Source organism: Maritimibacter harenae (genome assembly GCF_009882975.1).
In the GTDB taxonomy this organism is placed as follows: domain Bacteria; phylum Pseudomonadota; class Alphaproteobacteria; order Rhodobacterales; family Rhodobacteraceae; genus Maritimibacter; species Maritimibacter harenae.
In genome coordinates this window covers 298,089-318,492 of record NZ_WTUX01000017.1, presented here as the reverse complement: position 1 = coordinate 318,492, position 20,404 = coordinate 298,089, and the positions used below count along the sequence as shown (strand labels likewise).

At 68.3% G+C, this 20,404-nt stretch carries 21 protein-coding genes; 14 read left to right on the top strand and 7 right to left on the bottom strand.

Translation table 11 applies throughout. The annotated features are described in order from the left end of the window. Nucleotides 1-62: 62 nt before the first annotated feature. From GQE99_RS14005 to secG, 3 genes are all read right to left on the bottom strand, one after another. Complete coding sequence (locus tag GQE99_RS14005) at nucleotides 63-356, bottom strand: DUF1330 domain-containing protein (RefSeq protein WP_161352384.1); 294 nt, start codon at nucleotides 354-356, stop codon at nucleotides 63-65. Beyond that, complete coding sequence (locus GQE99_RS14000; RefSeq protein ID WP_161352250.1) at nucleotides 356-1,999, bottom strand: CTP synthase; 1,644 nt, start codon at nucleotides 1,997-1,999, stop codon at nucleotides 356-358. The genes GQE99_RS14005 and GQE99_RS14000 overlap by 1 nt, the downstream gene beginning before the upstream one ends. 220 nt (nucleotides 2,000-2,219) lie before the next feature. Beyond that, nucleotides 2,220-2,609, bottom strand: a complete 390-nt coding sequence (secG, locus tag GQE99_RS13995; protein WP_161352249.1) for a preprotein translocase subunit SecG — start codon at nucleotides 2,607-2,609, stop codon at nucleotides 2,220-2,222. Nucleotides 2,610-2,838: 229 nt separating this feature from the next. Between secG and GQE99_RS13990 the strand changes: the two genes are divergently transcribed. The 3 genes from GQE99_RS13990 (at nucleotide 2,839) to GQE99_RS13980 (ending at nucleotide 5,325) form a co-directional block, all read left to right on the top strand. Next, on the top strand, nucleotides 2,839-4,134 hold the full coding sequence (locus GQE99_RS13990) for an adenylosuccinate synthase (RefSeq protein WP_161352248.1): 1,296 nt from the start codon (nucleotides 2,839-2,841) through the stop codon (nucleotides 4,132-4,134). A gap of 29 nt (nucleotides 4,135-4,163) precedes the next feature. Beyond that, nucleotides 4,164-4,394 (top strand): DUF2842 domain-containing protein, encoded by a 231-nt coding sequence (locus GQE99_RS13985; RefSeq protein ID WP_161352247.1) that lies wholly within the window; start codon nucleotides 4,164-4,166, stop codon nucleotides 4,392-4,394. A gap of 115 nt (nucleotides 4,395-4,509) precedes the next feature. Then, a complete protein-coding gene (locus GQE99_RS13980; RefSeq protein WP_161352246.1) occupies nucleotides 4,510-5,325 on the top strand; it encodes a class I SAM-dependent methyltransferase in 816 nt (271 codons plus the stop codon). Between the two features lie 62 nt (nucleotides 5,326-5,387). Here the strand turns inward: GQE99_RS13980 and GQE99_RS13975 are convergent, their stop codons facing one another. Next, nucleotides 5,388-7,478: a hypothetical protein gene (locus GQE99_RS13975; RefSeq protein WP_161352245.1), complete on the bottom strand. Its 2,091-nt coding sequence runs from the start codon at nucleotides 7,476-7,478 to the stop codon at nucleotides 5,388-5,390. Between the two features lie 198 nt (nucleotides 7,479-7,676). Here GQE99_RS13975 and GQE99_RS13970 point away from each other — a divergent pair, with 198 nt between their 5' ends. Further along, nucleotides 7,677-8,303, top strand: a complete 627-nt coding sequence (locus GQE99_RS13970) for a thiamine diphosphokinase (RefSeq protein WP_235917234.1) — start codon at nucleotides 7,677-7,679, stop codon at nucleotides 8,301-8,303. Here GQE99_RS13970 and GQE99_RS13965 read toward each other — a convergent pair. Beyond that, nucleotides 8,287-8,640 carry a YbaN family protein gene (locus GQE99_RS13965; RefSeq protein WP_161352243.1) on the bottom strand — a complete coding sequence of 118 codons (354 nt, stop codon included), beginning with the start codon at nucleotides 8,638-8,640 and terminating at the stop codon, nucleotides 8,287-8,289. The genes GQE99_RS13970 and GQE99_RS13965 overlap by 17 nt on opposite strands. A gap of 182 nt (nucleotides 8,641-8,822) precedes the next feature. Here GQE99_RS13965 and rpiA point away from each other — a divergent pair, with 182 nt between their 5' ends. From rpiA to GQE99_RS13935, 6 genes are all read left to right on the top strand, one after another. Continuing rightward, a complete protein-coding gene (gene rpiA, locus GQE99_RS13960; RefSeq protein ID WP_161352242.1) occupies nucleotides 8,823-9,605 on the top strand; it encodes a ribose-5-phosphate isomerase RpiA in 783 nt (260 codons plus the stop codon). A 240-nt stretch (nucleotides 9,606-9,845) separates the two neighbouring features. Continuing rightward, nucleotides 9,846-11,204 (top strand): glutathione-disulfide reductase, encoded by a 1,359-nt coding sequence (gor, locus tag GQE99_RS13955; RefSeq protein ID WP_161352241.1) that lies wholly within the window; start codon nucleotides 9,846-9,848, stop codon nucleotides 11,202-11,204. Between the two features lie 99 nt (nucleotides 11,205-11,303). After that, nucleotides 11,304-12,476, top strand: coding sequence for an FtsH protease activity modulator HflK (hflK, locus tag GQE99_RS13950; protein ID WP_161352240.1), 1,173 nt, complete (start codon nucleotides 11,304-11,306; stop codon nucleotides 12,474-12,476). Further along, nucleotides 12,476-13,480, top strand: coding sequence for a protease modulator HflC (gene hflC / locus GQE99_RS13945; RefSeq protein ID WP_161352239.1), 1,005 nt, complete (start codon nucleotides 12,476-12,478; stop codon nucleotides 13,478-13,480). Before hflK ends, hflC begins: the two co-directional genes overlap by 1 nt. After that, nucleotides 13,477-13,662: a DUF2065 domain-containing protein gene (locus GQE99_RS13940; RefSeq protein WP_161352238.1), complete on the top strand. Its 186-nt coding sequence runs from the start codon at nucleotides 13,477-13,479 to the stop codon at nucleotides 13,660-13,662. The genes hflC and GQE99_RS13940 overlap by 4 nt, the downstream gene beginning before the upstream one ends. Nucleotides 13,663-13,754: 92 nt before the next feature. Continuing rightward, on the top strand, nucleotides 13,755-15,257 hold the full coding sequence (locus GQE99_RS13935) for a DegQ family serine endoprotease (RefSeq protein ID WP_161352237.1): 1,503 nt from the start codon (nucleotides 13,755-13,757) through the stop codon (nucleotides 15,255-15,257). Nucleotides 15,258-15,355: 98 nt separating this feature from the next. On the opposite strand, the gene GQE99_RS13930 is transcribed toward GQE99_RS13935, so the two are convergent. Continuing rightward, entirely contained in the window at nucleotides 15,356-15,541 is a 186-nt protein-coding gene (locus GQE99_RS13930; protein WP_202530807.1) for a DUF1127 domain-containing protein, read from the bottom strand. A gap of 208 nt (nucleotides 15,542-15,749) precedes the next feature. Here GQE99_RS13930 and ruvC point away from each other — a divergent pair, with 208 nt between their 5' ends. Genes ruvC through GQE99_RS13910 form a run of 4 tightly spaced genes read left to right on the top strand, consistent with a single transcriptional unit; the run spans nucleotide 15,750 to nucleotide 19,237 of the window. Next, a complete protein-coding gene (gene ruvC / locus GQE99_RS13925; RefSeq protein WP_161352236.1) occupies nucleotides 15,750-16,256 on the top strand; it encodes a crossover junction endodeoxyribonuclease RuvC in 507 nt (168 codons plus the stop codon). Further along, nucleotides 16,253-16,930: a Holliday junction branch migration protein RuvA gene (gene ruvA, locus GQE99_RS13920; RefSeq protein ID WP_161352235.1), complete on the top strand. Its 678-nt coding sequence runs from the start codon at nucleotides 16,253-16,255 to the stop codon at nucleotides 16,928-16,930. The genes ruvC and ruvA overlap by 4 nt, the downstream gene beginning before the upstream one ends. Nucleotides 16,931-16,987: 57 nt before the next feature. After that, nucleotides 16,988-18,016 (top strand): Holliday junction branch migration DNA helicase RuvB, encoded by a 1,029-nt coding sequence (gene ruvB, locus GQE99_RS13915; RefSeq protein WP_161352234.1) that lies wholly within the window; start codon nucleotides 16,988-16,990, stop codon nucleotides 18,014-18,016. 54 nt (nucleotides 18,017-18,070) lie between these two features. Next, complete coding sequence (locus GQE99_RS13910; RefSeq protein WP_161352233.1) at nucleotides 18,071-19,237, top strand: M20 aminoacylase family protein; 1,167 nt, start codon at nucleotides 18,071-18,073, stop codon at nucleotides 19,235-19,237. Nucleotides 19,238-19,314: 77 nt separating this feature from the next. Here the strand turns inward: GQE99_RS13910 and moaA are convergent, their stop codons facing one another. Next, a complete protein-coding gene (gene moaA, locus GQE99_RS13905) occupies nucleotides 19,315-20,325 on the bottom strand; it encodes a GTP 3',8-cyclase MoaA (protein WP_161352232.1) in 1,011 nt (336 codons plus the stop codon). Between the last annotated feature and the right edge of the window lie 79 nt (nucleotides 20,326-20,404).

The window sequence follows — 20,404 nt, the reverse complement described above, 5'->3', positions numbered from 1 at the left end:
GCGTTTCACGCCATCGTGCAGGATCTACGCCCGGCGCGGCAAGGTTGTTCCCGGCCCCGCGCTCAGGCGTCGTAGCCCTCGATGATGACCAGGTCGCCCTCCGACACCGGGTCGCGCAGGGCCTTGGCGGTCTGGTATTCGGGGCTGTCGTAGCAGGCGATCGCGTCGGCGTAGCTGGGAAACTCGATCACGACGTTGCGTGAGCGCGGCGTGCCCTCGCGGGCTTCGAACTGCCCGCCGCGCACCAGGAAGCGCGCGCCGAACTTGTCGAAGGCGGCCTTGTTGGCCGCGATGTAGGCGCCGTAAGCCTCGTCGTCCTGCACGTCGACGCGTCCGATCCAGTATCCTTTCGCCATCACACGAGCCTTTCCTGTTCGATCGCCGCGCGCACGAAGTCGGCAAAGAGCGGCGCGGGGGCGAAGGGTTTCGACTTCAGCTCCGGGTGATACTGCACGCCGATGAACCACGGGTGGTCCTTCCACTCGACGATCTCGGGCAGGCGGCCGTCGGGCGACATGCCGGAGAAGACGAGCCCCTTGGCCTCGAGCTCCTCGCGGTACTTGATGTCGACCTCGTAGCGGTGGCGGTGGCGTTCCTCGATCGAGGTGCTGCCGTAGACCTCGGCCACCTTCGAACCCTCGGTGAGCGCGGCGGTGTAGGCGCCAAGGCGCATGGTGCCGCCCTTGTCGTCGGAAACCTTGCGCTTGACGGTGTAGTTGCCCTGCACCCATTCCTTGAGGTGGTAGACGACCGGCGTGAAGCGCGATTTCCCGGCCTCGTGGTCGAATTCCTCGGAGCCCGCGTCCTTGATCCCGACCACGTTGCGCGCGGCTTCGATCACGGCCATCTGCATGCCCAGGCAGATGCCGAGGTAGGGGACCTTGTGCTCGCGCGCGAATTGCGCGGCGCGGATCTTGCCCTCGGTTCCGCGTTCGCCGAAGCCGCCGGGGACGAGGATCGCGTGGTAGCCTTCGAGGTGCGGGGCGGGGTCTTCCTTCTCGAAGATCTCGGCATCGACCCATTCGGTCGTGACCTTCACCCGGTTGGCCATGCCGCCGTGGGTCAGGGCCTCCTTGATGGACTTGTAGGCGTCCTCGAGCTGGATGTACTTGCCGACGATGGCGACCTTCACTTCGCCCTCGGCGTTATGGATGCGGTCCTCGACATCCTCCCAGCGGCTGAGGTCGGGCTTCGGGGCCGGGCTGATCTGGAAGGCGTCGAGCACCGCCTGGTCCAGCCCCATGTTGTGGTAGGCCATCGGCGCTTCGTAGATCGACTTCAGGTCGTAGGCCGGGATCACGCTGTCGGGGCGCACGTTGCAGAAGAGCGCGATCTTGGCGCGTTCCTTCTCCGGGATCGGGTGCTCGGCGCGGCAGACCAGCACGTCGGGCGCGATGCCGATCGAGCGCAGCTCCTTCACGCTGTGCTGGGTGGGCTTGGTCTTCAGCTCGCCGGAGGCCGCGAGGTAGGGCAGCAGCGTCAGGTGCATGAAGATGCACTGGCCGCGCGGGCGTTCCTGGCTGAACTGGCGGATGGCCTCGAAGAAGGGCAGGGCCTCGATGTCGCCGACCGTGCCGCCGATCTCGCAGAGCATGAAATCGACCTCGTCGTCGCCGATCTCGATGAAGTCCTTGATTTCATTGGTGACGTGCGGAATGACCTGGATCGTCTTGCCCAGGTAGTCGCCCCGGCGCTCCTTCTCGAGCACGTTGGTGTAGATCCGGCCCGACGAAATCGAATCCGTGGCCCGGGCCGAGACGCCGGTGAAGCGTTCGTAATGCCCGAGGTCGAGGTCGGTCTCGGCCCCGTCGTCGGTCACGAAGACCTCGCCGTGCTCGAAGGGCGACATCGTGCCCGGATCGACGTTGAGGTACGGGTCGAGCTTGCGCATGCGGACCGTGAAGCCGCGGGCCTGGAGCAACGCGCCGAGCGCCGCCGCCGTCAGCCCTTTTCCAAGCGAGGAAACGACGCCGCCGGTGATGAAGATGTAACGTGCCATGAAAGGGCTGCCCCCGTGATGTTTTTGGTTGGATGCGGTTCGGGGGTGTCGCGGACACCGGCCCAAAAACCCATCATCACGGGACTCCGGAATAGCCGATTCCCCGCTGTCTGACAAGCAAACCGCAATATGCTGTGGCCGGTTTTTCCGGCCTATCAACAGGTTGTAGAGTGGTGCGAAAGCGCCCCGCCCGGGTCGGGCGGGGTCAGCGAAGATCGGTTCAGTCGGCGCGCGGCGGGGCGGCCGGAGCGTCGGTGGGCTGGTCGCCCGACTGCGACGGCATCATGTCGGTGACGTCCGGAAGCGCCGGTGCGGCCGGGGCCGTCTCATCCGCCGGTTCGTTGGCCGGGGTCGAGATCAGATCGGTGACCGAGCTGTCCGCGGTGCTGCGCGCCGAGATGATCGTCAGCGCGAGCGAGCAGGCCAGGAAGGCGATGCCCAGGATCCAGGTCAGCTTCGACAGCGCCGTGGCCGCGCCGCGCGCGGACATCGCGCCGCCGCCGCCGCCACCACCCATGCCAAGCCCGCCGCCTTCGGAGCGTTGCAGGAGCACGACGCCGATCAGCGACAGCGCGAGCAGGAGAAGGACGACGAGAAGGACGTTTTCCATGGGGCTTCCGGTGTCAGTGTTTCGATGGCGCTATCTAGGAGGAACGGCGCGCGGTCGCAACCCCCGATCCCGCCCGCCGGCCGGGACAGGCCGGAACCGCCGGCGCCGGGACGCCGCCCGTGGCCGTCCTGCAAGCAGGCCGAACACGCGCCCGGGCGCGTCAGAAAAGCCTGTTTCATGTCCCCGCGGCGGTCGCTATACGGGGGCCGGTTCAGCGCAGGAGAGAAGCATGGCCAACGTTGTTGTCGTGGGTGCCCAGTGGGGTGACGAGGGCAAGGGTAAGATCGTCGACTGGCTCAGCGAACGGGCCGACGTGATCTGCCGGTTCCAGGGCGGGCACAACGCCGGCCATACGCTCGTCATCGACGGCAATGTCTACAAGCTGCACGCGCTGCCCTCCGGCGTGGTGCGCGGCGGCAAGCTTTCGGTCATCGGCAACGGCGTGGTGCTGGACCCCTGGCACCTGGTGTCCGAGATCGAGACGATCCGCGGGCAGGGCGTCGACATCACCCCCGAGACGCTGATGATCGCCGAGAACACCCCGCTCATCCTGCCGTTCCACGGCGAACTCGACCGGGCGCGCGAAGAGGCCGCATCGAAGGGCACGAAGATCGGCACCACCGGGCGTGGCATCGGCCCGGCCTATGAAGACAAGGTGGGGCGCCGGGTGATCCGGGTGGCCGACCTCGCCGACGACGCGACGCTCGAGGCGCGGGTCGACCGGGCGCTCCAGCACCACAACCCGCTGCGCAAGGGGCTGGGTGTCGAAGAGATCGACCGCGAGGCGCTGATCGCCAAGCTCAAGCAGATCGCCCCGGAGATCCTGCAATACGCCGCGCCCGCCTGGAAGGTGCTCAACGAGCAGCGCAAGGCCGGCAAGCGCATCCTCTTCGAAGGGGCGCAGGGCGCGCTGCTCGACATCGACTTCGGCACCTATCCCTTCGTCACCTCCTCGAACGTGATCGCGGGGCAGGCGGCGACCGGCGTGGGCGTGGGACCCGGCGGCATCGACTACGTGCTGGGGATCGTGAAGGCCTACACCACCCGCGTGGGCGAGGGGCCGTTCCCGACCGAGCTTTTCGACGACGACGGCCAGCGGCTGGGCGAACGGGGCCACGAATTCGGCACCACCACCGGGCGCAAGCGCCGCTGCGGCTGGTTCGACGCCGCCCTCGTGCGCCAGACCTGCGCGATCTCGGGCATGAACGGCATCTGCCTCACCAAGCTCGACGTGCTCGACGGGTTCGAGACGCTGAAGATCTGCGTGGCCTACGAGCTTGACGGCAAGCGGCTCGACTACCTCCCCACGGCGGCCGAGGAGCAGGCGCGCTGCCAGCCCATCTACGAAGAGCTCGAAGGCTGGAGCGAATCGACCGAGGGCGCGCGCAGCTGGGCCGACCTTCCTGCGGCGGCGATCAAGTACGTGCGCCGGGTCGAAGAGCTGATCGAATGCCCCGTGGCGCTTCTCTCGACGAGCCCGGAGCGCGAGGACACGATCCTCGTAACCGATCCGTTCGCCGACTGATCGCGTAGCCCCTGCGAAGGAGAACGCACATGGCCCTGTCCCACAAAGCCCGCAAGCGCTGGGCGATCTTCGTGCTGGTGGTCGGTCTGCCGATCTGGATCATCATCGCGGTGAACCTCGCCGACCTCGTGAGCCGCGACAACGTGCTGGTGGAGCTGGCCGTCTTCGTGGTGCTGGGCGTGGTCTGGATCTTCCCGTTCAAGAACCTCTTCAAAGGCGTGGCCGCGGCCCCGCCGGAAGACGAGGACGACGGGACGTGAAGAGCGGGGCCGGTCAGGCCCCGCTTCGCGTTTCGGGGGCGGCCGTCCCGCCGCACTTCTGCCGATTGCCTGTCTTGTGGTATGCTCGGGCATTGCGTGGAAGGGAAACGGGCCGATGGACTATGACGACTTTGCCGCCGCCGAGAAGTCCGGATGGTCCGATGACGGACGCGCCGACGCTTACATCGCGCTCTTCGCTCCCGCCGCCGACCAATTGATCCCGCCGCTCGTCGCCGCGGTGACGGGCGCCGGGCCGGTCCTGGACCTGTGCTGCGGGCACGGAAACGCGACGCGCCATCTTGTCGATGCCGGGATGGAGGTCACGGGCCTCGATTTCTCACCCGCCATGCTGGACCGCGCGCGCCGCCACGTGCCGGAGGCGGACTTCGTGGAAGGCGACGCGGCGGATCTTCCCTTTGCCGACGACCGGTTCGACGCGGTGGTGTGCAACGTGGGCTTCGGCCATCTGCCGGACCCGGCGGCAGCCCTGGCCGAGATCGCGCGCGTCCTGCGTCCCGGGGGCGTCGCGGCCCTCACGTCCTGGCGCGAAGCCGAGGTGTCGCCCACCTTCCAGGTCTTCTTCGGCGCGATGAAGGCGCATGGCGACCCGTCACGCGCCCCGCCGGCCCCCGATTTCCACCTGTTCTCGCGCCGTTCGGCGGCGACGGACGTGCTCGCGGCTGCCGGGTTCGACGCGCCGGTCTTCGCCGACCTCGACGCGGCGTTCGAATTGTCCGATCCGGGGCATTTCCCCGACATCTTCGAAACCGCCACCGTGCGCGCCGCGATGCTGCTCCAGGCCCAGGACCCGGAGGCCCGCGCGGCCATCCGCGACGCGATGACCGGGCAGGTGCGGGAGGTATTCGGGGCGGGCGCGGGCACGTGGCGCGTGCCGTTCCCGGCAACGATGGTCTCCGCGCGGCGGCTCTGAGGCGGACATGAAAAAACGGGGCCACGAGGGCCCCGCTTAACGCTCGGCAACAAGGGTGCCGATCACTCGTAATACAAGCTGTTCTCGGTCAGCACGAACTGGCCCCGGTCGATCTTCTCGATCGCCCCCGAGCGCAGGAGCTGCGCGAAACTCGCCAGCGCCTCTTCCCGGTCGACGTCATGCGTGACGGCGAGGGCCAGCGACAGGATCTGCGGACGCGTGGCCCACGGGCGGCCCACTTCCTGCGTCACGAAGGCGGTCGCCGCTTCCAGCGCATCCTCGATCCCTTCAACGCCCAGGTCGGCCGAGAAGGCGCGGAAGCCGGTGGACATGTCCGCGCTCGCGGCCTCGCCCTCGTCTTCCTGCGCGTCTTCGCTGCGGGCCTGCATGGCCAGGTTGGACTTGCCCACGCGGCGCGGGCGCACGGGGCGCACGGGCCGGGCCGGGCGGGTCGCCGCGGCCGGACGGGCGATGGTTTCGCCATCGTCGCGGTCGTCTTCGTCGATGCGCTGCTCGGACACCAGCACCAGCGGCGCGAGGCGGCGCTTGGGCTTGCCCCCGTCCTGCTGCGGGCGGCGCGGGCGGACCACGCGGGCGAGGTCGTCACGGTAATCGTCTCCGCGCAGCGGCGTCGGATCGATCGATTCGAGCGCGTCGTCCACCTCGTCCTTGTCGGCGCGCTTGGCCTGCACGGCCGCCTTGAGATGCTGGATCGCGTTGCGGCGGCGCGAGCTTTCGCCGGAGGCGAGCTGCGTGTTGGTCTTCTCGAGGATGCGGTCGATGGCGCGGTCGGTTTCGCCCATGTCGACATCGTCGAAGGCGTTGCGGTGTCCGCGCGGCTGGATGTCGTCGTCCTGGGCATCGTCCTCGTCCCAGTCGTCCTCGTCCTCGAACGCCTCTTCGGCTTCCGCGGTCTCGTCCGCCTCGAACCAGTCCTCGTCCTCGCCAAGATCGGTCGCGTACTCGGTCGCACCCGAGTCGCGCTCGACGGCGGCCAGCTCGGCGGCGAGGGCGGCTTCGGCGTCCGGGTCGAGCGTGCTGTCGCCGGGAACGGTGAAATCCTCCGGCTCCTCGGCGGTCTCGTCGGCGGCTTGCGCGTTGGCGGCGGGCCGCGGCGTGGTCTCGGCGTCACGACCGAAAGGACGGCGCACGCGCACCACGCGCGCCACGGGGCGGCGGGGCTTCGCGGGCGCCTCGTCGGTCGCGCGCGCGGCAGGCTCCGGCGTGGTTTCCGGTTCAGGCGCGGTGTCGTCTTCGTCCTCGGCCGACAGGCGGTCCAGCATGGCCGAGATATCGTCGTCCTCGTCCTCGGCTGTCTCCGCCTCGGCTTCGGTCGGCGCGGCCTCGTCCTCTTCCTCGGCGACCATCGCCTGTTCGAGAATGTCGTCGAGCCCGTCGTCATCGGCCGTCGCGCCGAAGTAATCCTCGGCGTGCTCGTCCTCGGCGTAATCGTCGTCGTACTCCGCCTCGTCGTCCGTCGTGTTGTCGACGACGGCGTGGATACGGCTGATGCGCTCGCTGGTGGCGGCTTCCGCCTCGGCCTCGGCGCGCTGGCGCGCGGCCTCTTCCTCGGCGGCGCGGCGGGCCTCTTCCTCTTCGAGGCGCGCCTGTTCCGCGGCCTCTTCGGCCGCCTTGCGTGCGGCTGCCTCTTCCGCCTGGCGGGCGGCTTCCTCTTCGGCGGCCTTGCGCGCGGCCTCTTCTTCCTCGCGGCGCGCAGCCTCTTCGGCGGCCTCGCGGGCCGCGCGGCGTTCCTCGGCCTCGCGCTCGGCCTGTGCGGCGCGGCGTTCGGCGTCCGCCTCGGCCTCCTGCCGGCGGGCCTCCTCAGCGGTCGCGTCGTCGCGGGTGTCGGTCCGGGCCGCACCACCGGTGAGCAGACCGGCCGCGGCTTTGGGTTCTTCCTGCGCCTGGCGCAGAATGACGCCGTTGTCGCTCACCTGCGCCTCGACACGGCGCTTGATCTCGCGCTCGGCGATCTGGTGCAGCATCTCGGCATCCGGCTGCGGCGGCTCGGCCCCGAAATACCGGTCGTCGGCCGCAAGGTCGCGGAAATACTCGGCAATCGAGCGCATCGTCGAGAAGGGATCGTCGAATCCCTCCAGCGTGCAGCTGAACGTGCCGTATGATACAGTGAGGATCCTGCTCGAACTCACCATCTAATACTCGCTTTCTCCCCCGATCCAGCAAAGAAGGGTGTATCACGGCCCGTCCCGCGAAATTGCACAAAACCGCGATAAAGGCGGTATTTTTTCGAGACGGAAATGTGAAGAGTTTCCAACATGGATACAAATATGGCCATAATTCCCGGTATTTCACCGTATGCGGAAAAAGTCACCTTGCTAGGTGGGGGCAACTTGACCGCGGGCGTTCTGGAGCTTCTGCTGGCGCGCGCGCCGAATCTGGTGGTCTGCGACGGGGCCGCGCGTCCGGCGCTGGCGGCGGGGCTGACGCCCGACGCGGTGATCGGGGATCTCGACTCGCTCGACGACGTGACGCGCGCGCGGCTCGCTCCCGAGACGATCCATTTCGTCGACGACCAGGATACCACGGATTTCGACAAGGCGCTCCTGGCGATCGACGCGCCCTTGGTGCTGGGGGCCGGGTTCATGGGCAAGCGGCTGGACCACGAGCTTGCCTGTTACAATGCGCTCGTGCGCTGGGCGCACCGGCGCTGCATTCTCGTGGGCGAACAGGACATCTGCTTCCACGTGCCACGCGCGGTGACGCTCGACGTGCCGGAGGGGACGCGGGTGTCGGTCTTCCCGCTGGCCGAATTGCGGGTCCGGCTTGCGGGCCTGCGCTGGTCCTTCGAGGACATCGTCCTGTCGCCGCTCGGCCGCGTCGGCACGTCGAACGCGGCGGCGGGGCGGGTCGAGATCGAAAGCTCCGGCCCCGGGCTGCTGGTCATAATGCCGGTCGAGCACCTCGATGCGGCGATCGAGGCCTGCCTCGCGATGGAGATGCTCACTCCGGCCGGGTGAGCACGAAGACGGCCGCCCCGCCCATGCACAGGCCCTGGACGACCAGAATCCATGGCGCGAGCCCGAGGACGATCGACAGGACGAAGAGCGCGGCCATCATCGAGACGGCCAACACCTTGGCCCGGCGCGAAATGGCGCCGCGCTCTTCCCAGTTGCGGATCGGCGGGCCGAGATGGGCATGGTCCACCAGCCAGGCGCGCATGCGCGGGCTGCCCTTGCCGAAGGCGAAGGCGGCGACCAGCAGGAAGGGCGTCGTGGGCAGTCCCGGCAGCACGACGCCGAGCCCGCCCAGCGCGACGGCGGCCCAGCCGAGTACGAGGTATCCGAAGCGTTTCATGATCCCGGGGCTGCCCGATCCGCGTTGCGTTGCCGTTGCGCGTGGCGCGCATCGCCCCGCCGCGCCGATATGACCCCGGCCGGGGCAGGGCGCAAGCCTCGCGCTCCCGCGCTTTCACTCTCGCCGCGCGGCGGGCTTTTGCCTATAAGGCCGGGGAATCCGCTTTGCCTACAGGAATTGCCATGCCCTCGAACCTCTCTCCCATAGATACCGCCAAGTTCGTCGCCGCCAAGCGCGCCGTGGATTTCGTCGAGGACGGGATGCGCGTGGGGCTGGGCACCGGGTCCACGGCCGCGTGGATGGTGCGCTGCCTGGGCGAGCGCGTCCGCGAGGAGGGTCTGAAGATCTCCGGCGTGCCCACCTCGACGCGCACCGCCGAGCTCGCGCGCCAGGTGGGCATCAAGGTCGTGAGCCTCGACGAGGCGCGCTGGCTCGACGTGACCATCGACGGGGCCGACGAATTCGACGCCGATCTCAACCTCATCAAGGGCGGGGGCGGGGCGCTCCTGCAGGAAAAGATCGTGGCGACCGCCTCGGACATGATGGTCGTGATCACCGACCCGTCGAAACAGGTCGAGCACCTGGGCGCCTTCCCGCTCCCGGTCGAGGTCATCCCGTTCGGCTGGCAGACCTCGAAGGCGCTGATCGAGGAGACGCTCGCGGCCCTCGACGTGCTGGGGCAGACCGGTTCGCTGCGCATGAACGGCGAGGCGCCCTTCGTCACCGACGAAGGCAACCACATCATCGACCTGCACCTGCAGCGCATCGGCGATCCCCGCCAGTTGACGATGGTGCTCAACCAGATCCCCGGCGTGGTCGAGAACGGGCTCTTCATAGACATCTGCGACAAGGTCGTGATCGGCCACCAGGACGGCAAGGTCGAGGTGATCGACATCAACGAGGGCACCCGCGACGACGGTTTCGTGGAATTCGCCGACGCCGAGAACCTCTTCACCGACATCTGATCGCCGCGGGCGCGGCCCGCGTCGACTCGGGCGGGGGAGGCGCTGCCTCCCCCGCACCCCCTCCGGCGTATTTCCCGAAAGATGAAGGGGCGGTCCCTTTCTCTGTTTTCAAAATACCTCTGGGGGTTCGGGGGGCTGGCCCCCCGAGTGGTGCGCTGACGGCTCCGTGTGCGCGGGCGGCTGGCATCCCATTGCAATGTGTGGAATATCGCCCCCCGACAGGTTCGGAAGGGAAGACAGATGAGCACATTCGACTACGACCTCTTCGTGATCGGTGGCGGGTCCGGCGGCGTGCGCGCGGGACGGGTGGCGGCGGAAACCGGGGCGCGCGTTGCGCTGGCGGAGGAGTTCCGGATGGGGGGCACCTGCGTGATCCGGGGCTGCGTGCCGAAAAAGCTCATGGTCTTCGCCTCCAAGTTCGGCCCGGCCGTGGGCGAGGCGCGCGATTTCGGCTGGGAGATGGGCGACGGAACCTTCGACTGGCTCGCCTTCCGCCCCAAGCTCCATGCCGAGCTCAGCCGGCTCGAGAACATCTACCGCACGAACCTCGCCCGTCCCGGCACCGACATCTTCGACGCGCGCGCCGTGATCCGCGACCCGCACACGGTCGAGCTGTCGAACGGGCGCAGCTACACCGCCAAGCACATTCTCGTGGCGACCGGCGGGCGGCCCTTCATTCCCGATCTTCCGGGGGCCGAGCTGGGGATCACGTCGAACGAGATCTTCAACCTCGACCACCTGCCGGAGAAGATCCTGATCGTCGGCGGCGGCTATATCGCCTGTGAATTCGCCTGCATCCTGAACGGGTTGGGTGTCGAGGTGACGCAGTGGCACCGGGGCCCGCAGATCCTGCGCGGCTTCGACGACGAGGTGCGCGGGCACATCGCCGAAATGATGATGGCCCAGGGCATCGACCTGCGCGTGGGCGTGTCGCCCGAGGCGCTGGAGAAGGCCGAGGGCCGGGTGCGTGCGCTGGGCACGAACGAGCACAAGGTCATGGTGGACGAGGTTCTGTGGGCCACGGGCCGCGCGCCCAACACCGAAGGCATCGGGCTCGAGGACGCCGGGGTCGAACTGGGCCGCAACCGCGAGATCGTGGTGGACGCGTATTCCCAGACCTCGGTGCCCTCGATCTACGCGGTGGGCGACGTGACCGACCGCATCGCGCTCACGCCGGTCGCGATCCGCGAGGGCGCGGCTTTCGTCGAGACCGTGTTCAAGGGCAACCCGACCAGGCCGGACCACGAACTCGTCGCCTCGGCCGTCTTCACCCAGCCGGAATACGGCTGCGTCGGGCTGACCGAGGAAGAAGCACGCGCGCAGGAGCCGGTCGATGTCTACGTCGCCAGCTTCCGCCCGATGCAGAAGAGCTTCATCGACCGCGACGAGAAGGCGCTCTTCAAGCTCATCGTGAGCCAGCAAACCCAGCGCGTGCTGGGGTGCCACATCGTCGCGGACGGGGCGGGCGAGATGATCCAGATCGCCGGCGTGGCGGTAAAGATGGGTGCGACCAAGTCGGATTTCGACGCCGCGGTGGCGGTCCATCCCACGATGGCCGAGGAGATCGTGCTGATGAAGACGCCCACGCGCAGCACCTGACCACGGGAAAAGCGGCCGTGATCGCCCCGTGATCCGGCTTGAAAAACAAGCCCTCAGCCGCCAGTTATGGGCGGACAGTCTTTGGAGGAACTCGAACATATGGCCAGCGATAGCGGCGGACCCTGGGGTGGCGGTGGAAACCGCGGCGGACAGAATGGTGGATCGAACGGACACGATGACCGCAACGGACAGCGGGGCGGCAACCGGCGCCCCGGGCAACAGGGCGGCAACGTTCCCGAGCTCGACGACCTGATGCGCAAGGGGCAGGAACAGCTCCGCGTGCTCATGGGCGGCAAGGGAAACAACCGGGGCGGCGGGGGCGACGGCGGCTCGCAGGGCCCGCGCTTCACGCGGTCCTCGATCCTGATCGTGGTGCTGGCGCTGGTCGCGATGTGGCTCTTCGCGAGCTTCTACCGCGTCGACACCTCCGAGCAATCGGTCGAACTTCTCTTCGGTGAGCGGTACCAGGTCGGCAACGAGGGTCTGAACTTCGCCCCGTGGCCGATCGTGACCAAGGAAATCTACCCCGTCACGCGCGAGAACACCGAGGACATCGGGGTCGGCACCGACGAGGGGCTGATGCTCACCGGCGACGAGAACATCGTCGACATCGACTACCAGGTGGTCTGGAACATCGGCGACGTCGAGAAATTCGTCTTCAACGTCGCGGACCCGGTGAACACCATCCGCGCGGTGTCGGAATCGGCCATGCGCGAGATCATCTCGCGCTCGTCGCTGGCGCCGATCCTGAACCGCGACCGGGGCGTCATCGCCCAGGAGCTTCAGGAGCTGATCCAGTCGACGCTCGACAGCTACAACTCCGGCGTGAACATCGTGCGTGTCAACTTCGACCGCGCCGACCCGCCGCGCGAGGTCATCGACAGCTTCCGCGAGGTGCAGGCGGCCGAACAGACCCGCGACACGCTCCAGAGCCAGGCGGACGCCTACGCCAACCGCGTGGTCGCCGAGGCCCGTGGTGAAGCCGCGCAGACGCTCGAACAGGCCGAAGCCTACCGGGCGCAGGTGGTCAACGAGGCCCAGGGTGAGGCGCAGCGCTTCGTCTCGGTCTACGAAGAATACGCCAAGGCGCCGGAAGTGACCCGTCGCCGCCTTTACATCGAAACGCTGGAACGCGTGCTGGGTGATGTCGACAAGATCATCATCGACGAAGGCGCCGGAGGGGAGCAGGGCGTCGTGCCCTACCTGCCGCTCAACGAGTTGCGCCGTCAGTCCACCACCAACAGCACCACCACGTCGGGAGGCTCGAACTGATGCGTCGTTCCTATGTCATTCTCGGGCTGCTCGCAGTCCTCGTCTTCATCGGCCTGAATTCGTTCTATATCGTGGACGAACGCGAAAAGGCCCTGCGCCTGTGGTTCGGTGAAGTGACCGCCGAAATCGGCGAACCGGGCCTCTACTTCAAGGTGCCCGTGCTGCACGAAATCGCCAAGTACGACGACCGCATCCTGCCGCTGGACACCCAGCCGCTCGAGGTGACGCCGGCGGACGACCGGCGCCTGGTCGTCGACGCGTTCGCGCGTTGGCGGATCGAGGATGCCACGCAGTTCCGCCGTGCCGTTGGCGCGTCGGGCATCACCGGGGCGCGTAACCGTCTCGAGCGGATCCTGAACGCCGAGCTGCGCGAAGTGCTGGGTGGCGTGCCCTCCGACGCCGTGCTGTCGGTCGACCGTGTCGCGCTGATGAACCAGATCCGCGACCAGTCGCGCGACGAGGCGGCCGCGCTGGGCGTCCGGGTCATCGACGTGCGCATCAAGCGCGCGGACCTGCCGGAGCAGAACCTCGCCGCGACCTTCGAACGGATGCGGGCCGAGCGTCAGCGTGAGGCGGCCGACGAGATCGCCCGTGGTAACGAGGCCGCGCAGCGCCTGCGCGCCCAGGCCGACCGGACCGTGGTCGAAACCACCTCGGACGCGCAGCGCCAGGCCGACATCATCCGTGGTGAAGCCGACGCCGAGCGCAACGCGATCTTCGCCGACGCGTTCGGGCGCGACCCGGAGTTCTTCGCCTTCTACCGCTCCATGCGGGCCTACGAGCGTTCGCTCACGGGCGACAACTCGACGATGGTGATCTCGCCGGACAGCCAGTTCTTCAACTACCTGAAGTCCGACCGGGCGGCGCTGGACACGGGCGTGGCGCCCACGCTTCCCGAGCCGGAGGCCGAGGCGTCGACCACGCAGGACGAAGCGGACGCTGCGCCGGAGGGCGACCTGGCCCCCGGTGAGCCGGACGAGACCGAGCAAAACGTCGGTCAATGACCTGGGCCTTGACCGGGCTGGGCCTGGTCCTCGTGATCGAGGGCCTGGTCTTCGCCCTGTTGCCCGGCCGGCTGGATCAGCTGCTCGCCGCCATCGCGACCCTGTCGCGTGAGCAGCGGCGGCTGATCGGGCTGTTCGCCGTGGCGGCCGGGGTGGTGCTGATCTGGCTCGTGCGGGGATAGGCGGCGCGTCGCCGTGTCACGGGGGCGTGACGGCTCTCGATGAAGATTGCGTTGCGCCGCCCGCGTCCGATCTGGAAAGATGGAGACAACCAATGGCGAGGATGTCAGAGGAGACCGCAGTGAAAGCGCAGGCAAGGGCCCAGGCCCGTCCGAACCCCAAATTGATCGCAACGTTCTTTGCCATGATGGCCGCGGCCGTGCTGGCCCTGACGGCCGCCGCAAACGCGCAGACCCGGCCGACGAGCTTTGCGGACCTGGCCGAGAAGGTGAGCCCGGCCGTGGTCAACATCACCACGGCGACCGTCGTGGCCCAGGACACGGGTCCCGCACCGATGGTGCCGGAAGGCTCGCCGTTCGAGGATTTCTTCCGGGATTTCCTCGATCGCAACGGGGAGGGGGAGCCGCCGCGCACGCGCCGCTCTTCCGCGCTCGGGTCCGGCTTCGTGATTTCCGAGGACGGCTACATCGTCACCAACAACCACGTCATCGAGGGCGCCGACGAGATCGTCATCGAGTTCTTCGGTGATCGCGGCGAGCTCGACGCCGAGGTGGTGGGCACCGATCCCAACACCGACATCGCGCTTCTCAAGGTCGAGACCGACCAGCCGCTGCCCTACGTGGCCTTCGGCGATTCGGACGCGATCCGGGTCGGTGACTGGGTGCTGGCGATGGGCAACCCGCTGGGCCAGGGGTTCTCGATCTCCGCGGGCATCATCTCGGCCCGGGGGCGTGAGCTCCAGGGCACCTACGACGATTTCCTCCAGACCGACGCGGCGATCAACCGGGGCAACTCGGGCGGGCCGCTGTTCAACATGCAGGGGCAGGTCGTGGGCGTGAACACCGCGATCCTGTCGCCCAATGGCGGCTCGATCGGGATCGGCTTCGCGATGGCCTCGAACGTGGTGACCCGCGTGGTCGACCAGCTCAAGGAGTACGGCGAGACGCGGCGCGGCTGGCTGGGTGTGCGCATCCAGGACGTGACCGAGGATGTGGCCGAGGCGATGGGGCTCGACTCCACCAAGGGCGCGCTTGTCACGGACGTGCCGGAAGGCCCCGCGATGGACGCGGGCATCCAGGCCGGCGACCTGATCCTGAGCTTCGGCGGACAGGACGTGACCGACACCCGGGAACTGGTGCGCATCGTCGGCAACTCCGGCGTGGGCGAGACCGTGCGCGTGGTGATCCTGCGCGACGGCCAGACCCAGACGGTCCGCGTGACGCTGGGCCGCCGCGAAGAAGCGCTGGCCGCCGACGAGCAGACCGAGGAGCCGGAAGCGCCGGCGCCCGAGGTTGCGGAGAAGACCGTGCTCGGCCTGACCCTGTCGGAGATGACCGACGCGCTGCGCGAAGAGCTCGGGCTCGATGCGGGCGCCGAAGGGATCGTGATCACGGCGGTGGACCCGAACAGTGCCGCCGCGGAAAAGGGTCTCGTCGAAGGTGACGTGATCACCGAGGCGGGGCAGGAACGGCTCACCACGATCGGGGATCTCGAGGACCGGATCGAAGCGGCGCGCGATGGCGGGCGGCAGTCGATCCTGCTCCTGGTGCGCCGGGGCGGCGACCCGCGCTTCGTGGCGCTGCCCGTCGAAGAGTGACGGGGCGGGCCGGACGACCGGCCCCCTGTCACCGCGAAGACCGACAAAAAAGGCCGCTCCCGGGGAGCGGCCTTTTTCAATGGAACCGGCGGACCGGATCAGCGCAGCAGGTCGCCGCGCATCACCCCGATGTCGTCGAGCTGCGCGTCCGACAGCGACGCGAGAATGCGCCGGGTTTCGCGCTCGGCGTGGCGACGCTTGAGGGCGACCCACAGGTCGGCGGTGAGGTGGGCCACGCGCGTCATCAGATCTGCGGGCCCGTGAGTGGTGGCTTCGATGGCCATGGTGGCGCTCCTTGCCCGGAAATTGGGCGGTTTGAAAACTATCCTGCGGACCAGCGGGAAATAGGGGGGCGGCCGCGTGCGCACAAATGCCATTTGGGAATGGGACCCTTGCCGCCCGTGCATGGCGAACGGCCACGCCCTTGGTTCTTGGCAGATGTTCCCGTTTCGTGCTAGTTTCCGGGCAACAAGAACACGAAGGGCAGTCAACATGCGGGTAATGGGCATCGACCCGGGGTTGCGAAACCTCGGATGGGGCGTGATCGAGGTCGAGGGCTCGCGCATATCGCACGTGGAGAACGGTGTCTGTCACGGCACGGGCACGGCGATGGCCGACCGGCTGCTCGCGCTTTTCGACGCGCTGAGCGCGGTGATCACCCGGCTCGCGCCCGACACGGCGGCGGTCGAGCAGACCTTCGTGAACAAGGACGGGGCCGGTACGCTCAAGCTGGGCCAGGCGCGCGGGATCGCGATGCTGGTGCCAGCGCGCGCCGGGATTTCGGTGGGCGAATACGCGCCCAACACCGTGAAGAAGACGGTGGTGGGCGTGGGCCATGCCGACAAGCGCCAGATCGACCACATGGTGCGCCTGCAGCTTCCGGGGATCGAGATCGCGGGGCCGGACGCGGCCGACGCCTTGGCCATCGCGCTTTGCCATGCCCACCATGCACGCGCCGGCGACCGGCTCGCGCAGGCGGTCGCGAAGGTGCGGGCATGATCGGAAAGCTGTCGGGCCGGATCGACTACAAGGGCGACGATCACGTGCTGATCGACGTGCGCGGCGTGGGCTACATCGTCCACGTCTCGGACCGCACGCTCGCGGCGCTGCCGGGACCCGGGGCGGCGGTGGCGCTCTACACCGACATGATCGTGCGTGAGGACCTGATGCAGCTGCACGGGTTCACCTCGCTCGTGGAGAAGGAATGGTTCCGCCTCCTGATGACGGTGCAGGGCATCGGGGCCAAGGCCGCGATCGCGATCCTGGGCACGCTGGGCGCGGGCGGCGTGAGCCGGGCGATCGCGCTGGGGGACTGGAACGCCGTGAAGGCCGCGAAGGGCCTGGGGCCCAAGACCGCGCAGCGGGTGGTCAACGAACTCAAGGACAAGGCACCCACGGTCATGGCGATGGGCGCGGGGCCGACGGCCACCGCCGCACCGGACGACGATGCGCTGGTCGAAACCGACACGGCCCCCGTGGCCCCGACGACCGCCGCCCCGGCGCCCGCGCCATCGAACTCCGCCCAGCAGGAGGCGCTCTCGGCGCTCGCGAACCTGGGCTACGCGCCCGGCGAGGCGGCGGGCGCTGTGGCCACGGCACTGGGCGAGGACCCGGCCCTCGACACGGCCGGGCTCATCCGCGCGGCCTTGAAGCTCTTGGCGCCGAAGGGGTAGGGAAGATGGAACGCTCATCCGCCCGACGGGCGACTTCGCTCTGGCCGCGAGAGAGACATGACCGAGCCTGACCCCACCCTGCGTCCCGAGCCGATGCCCGAGGATACCGACCGGGCGCTGCGCCCGCAGCTCCTGGACGATTTCATCGGCCAGGCCGAGGCCCGCGCGAACCTGCGTGTCTTCATCGAAAGCGCGCGGCGGAGGGGCGAGGCGATGGATCACGCGCTGTTTCACGGCCCCCCCGGCCTGGGCAAGACGACGCTTGCGCAGATCATGGCGCGCGAGCTGGGCGTGAACTTCCGCATGACCTCGGGCCCGGTGCTTGCGAAAGCGGGCGACCTGGCGGCGATTCTCACGAACCTCGAAGCGCGCGACGTGCTCTTCATCGACGAGATCCACCGGCTGAACCCGGTGGTCGAGGAAGTGCTCTACCCGGCGATGGAGGATTTCGAGCTCGATCTCGTCATCGGCGAGGGGCCGGCCGCGCGCACCGTGCGCATCGAGTTGCAGCCCTTCACGCTGGTGGGCGCCACCACGCGCTTGGGCCTGCTGACGACGCCCCTGCGGGATCGGTTCGGCATTCCAACGCGGCTGCAGTTCTATACGGTCGAGGAACTCAACCAGATCGTGACCAAGAACGCGGTCAAGATGGGGGCACCCGCCGAGGCGGAAGGCGCGCTCGAGATCGCGAAACGGGCGCGCGGCACGCCGCGCATCGCCGGGCGGTTGCTGCGCCGGGTGGTCGACTTCGCCGTGGTCGAGGGCGACGGTCGCATCACGCGCGAGATCGCGGACAACGCGCTCACGCGCCTCGGGGTCGATCATCTCGGGCTCGACGGGGCCGACCGGCGGTATCTCACGCTGATGGCGGAGCATTACGGCGGCGGCCCGGTGGGGATCGAGACGATGGCGGCGGCGCTGTCGGAAAGCCGCGATGCGCTCGAGGAGGTGATCGAGCCGTATCTCCTGCAGCAGGGCCTGATCCAGCGCACCCCGCGCGGGCGTCTGCTGGGCCATCTGGCCTGGCGTCACCTCGGGCTCGAGGCGCCGCGGACGTCGGGGCAGGGGCGGCTCTTCGAGGAGTAAGGCCGCTTGACTGTCCGAGGGACCGGGCACAGATTCCGTGCAAAGGAGACCCTCATGCCCATCAAGAACCGCTTCGCCGAATTGCACGGCGACATCGCCGCATGGCGCCAGGACATTCACGCCAACCCCGAGCTTCTGTTCGACACCCACCGCACCGCCGGCCTCGTGGCCGAGAAGCTGCGGGACTTCGGCTGTGACGAGGTGGTCGAGGGGATCGGGCGCACCGGCGTCGTGGGCGTCATCAAGGGCCGGTCGGACACCCGCGGCAAGGTGATCGGCCTGCGCGCCGACATGGACGCGCTGCCGATCAAGGAGGCGACGGGGCTGCCCTACGCCTCGGGCACGGAAGGCTTGATGCACGCCTGCGGGCACGACGGGCACACCTCGATGCTGCTGGGCGCGGCGCAGTACCTGGCCGAGACCCGCAATTTCGACGGCACCTGCGTGGTGATCTTCCAACCTGCCGAAGAGGGCGGCGGCGGGGGCCGCGAGATGGTCGAGGACGGGATGATGGACCGCTGGGGCATCCAGGAGGTCTTTGGCATGCACAACTGGCCCGGGGTGCCGACCGGCGAGTTCCAGATCCGCGCGGGCGGCTTCTTTGCCGCGACCGACCAGTTCGACCTGACGATCGAGGGGACCGGCAGCCATGCCGCCAAGCCCCACGAAGGGATCGACCCGACGGTGGTCGCAAGCCACGTGATCACCGCGCTCCAGACCATCGCGAGCCGCAACGTGGACCCGGTCAAGCACGTGGTGGTGAGCGTCACCGCGATGCAGACCGAGGGCGACAGCTACAACGTGATCCCGCAGCGCGTGCACATGAAGGGCACGATCCGCACCCATGACGCGGACGTGCGCGAGGCCGCCCCGGAACGCGTGCGCGCGCTGGCCGAGGGCATTGCGTCCGGGTTCGGGGCCAAGGCGCATTTCACATACCTGCCGGGCTACCCGGTGATGGTGAACTCCGAGGAGCAGACGGCCTTTGCAGCCGAGGTGGCGCAGGCCGTCACCGGGAAGGAAACCGCCGAGGCGGACCCGATCATGGGGGGCGAGGATTTCGCCTACATGCTCGAGGCGCGGCCGGGGGCCTACATTCTCGTGGGCAATGGCGACACCGCGCCGGTGCACCACCCGGAATACAACTTCAACGACGAGGCGATCCCGGCGGGCTGCAGCTGGTGGGCCGAGATCGTGGAGCGCCGGATGCCGGCCGCCTGAGGCGGGCCTTGCGCAAGAAAAAGGCGTGCGGCTGGCGTCGCACGCTCTTTTGTTCTTCAGGCCATCAAGGCGAGGGATCAGCCCCCGGTGTGGCTCATGTGGCGTGAGACCTGGCCGTCCGCGCGCTGGCGGGAATAGTCGAAATCGTGACCCTTGGGCTTGCGCGTGATCGCCTCGCGGATCGCGGCCACGAGCGGTTCGTCGGTGTCCGGATGTTCGCGCAGCGGCTGGCGCAGGTCGGCGCGGTCCTCTTGCCCCAGGCACATGTAGAGCTCGCCCGTGCAGGTCATGCGCACGCGGTTGCAGCTTTCGCAGAAATTGTGCGTGAGCGGGGTGATGAAACCGATCTTCTGCCCGGTCTCCTCGAGCCGGACGTAACGCGCGGGCCCGCCGGAGCGTTCGGCCAGCGGCGTGACCGTGTAGCGCTCTTCAAGCCGCTCGCGCAGGTCGGTGAGCGGCCAGTACTGGTCGAGCCGGTTCTCGTTGCCGATGTCGCCCATCGGCATGACCTCGATCCAGGTGAGGTCCATGTCGCGCTCGGCGCACCATTCGGTCAGCGTGAAGAGCTCGTCCTCGTTGAAATTCTTGAGCGCCACCGCGTTGATCTTGATGCGAAGACCCGCCTCTTGCGCCGCGTCGAGGCCGCGGATGACCTTCGCGAGGTCGCCGCGCCGGGTGATGTCGGCGAATTTCTGCGGATCGAGGCTGTCCATCGAGATGTTCACGCGGCGCACGCCCGCGTCCGCCAGTTCGCCGGCGAACCGTTCGAGCTGTGAGCCGTTGGTGGTCAACGTCAGCTCGTCCAGCGCGCCCGAGTCGAGGTGGCGCGACATGGCGCGGAAATATTCCATGATGTCGCGGCGCACGAGCGGTTCGCCGCCCGTGATGCGCAGCTTCTTCACGCCAAGGCCGATGAAGGCGGTCGAGACGCGGTCGAGTTCCTCGAGCGTCAGAAGCTCCTTCTTCGGCAGGAACGTCATGTTCTCCGCCATGCAGTAGGTGCAGCGGAAATCGCAGCGGTCCGTGACCGACAGCCTGAGATAGGTGATCGGGCGCTGGAACGGGTCGATGAGCGGTGTCGTCTCCATCCCTCAAACGTAGGGGCGCGCTGCGGCCGGGGCAAGCGTTATCCCCTCTTGGCCGGATGGGGCTTAGGTCGTAAGCTTT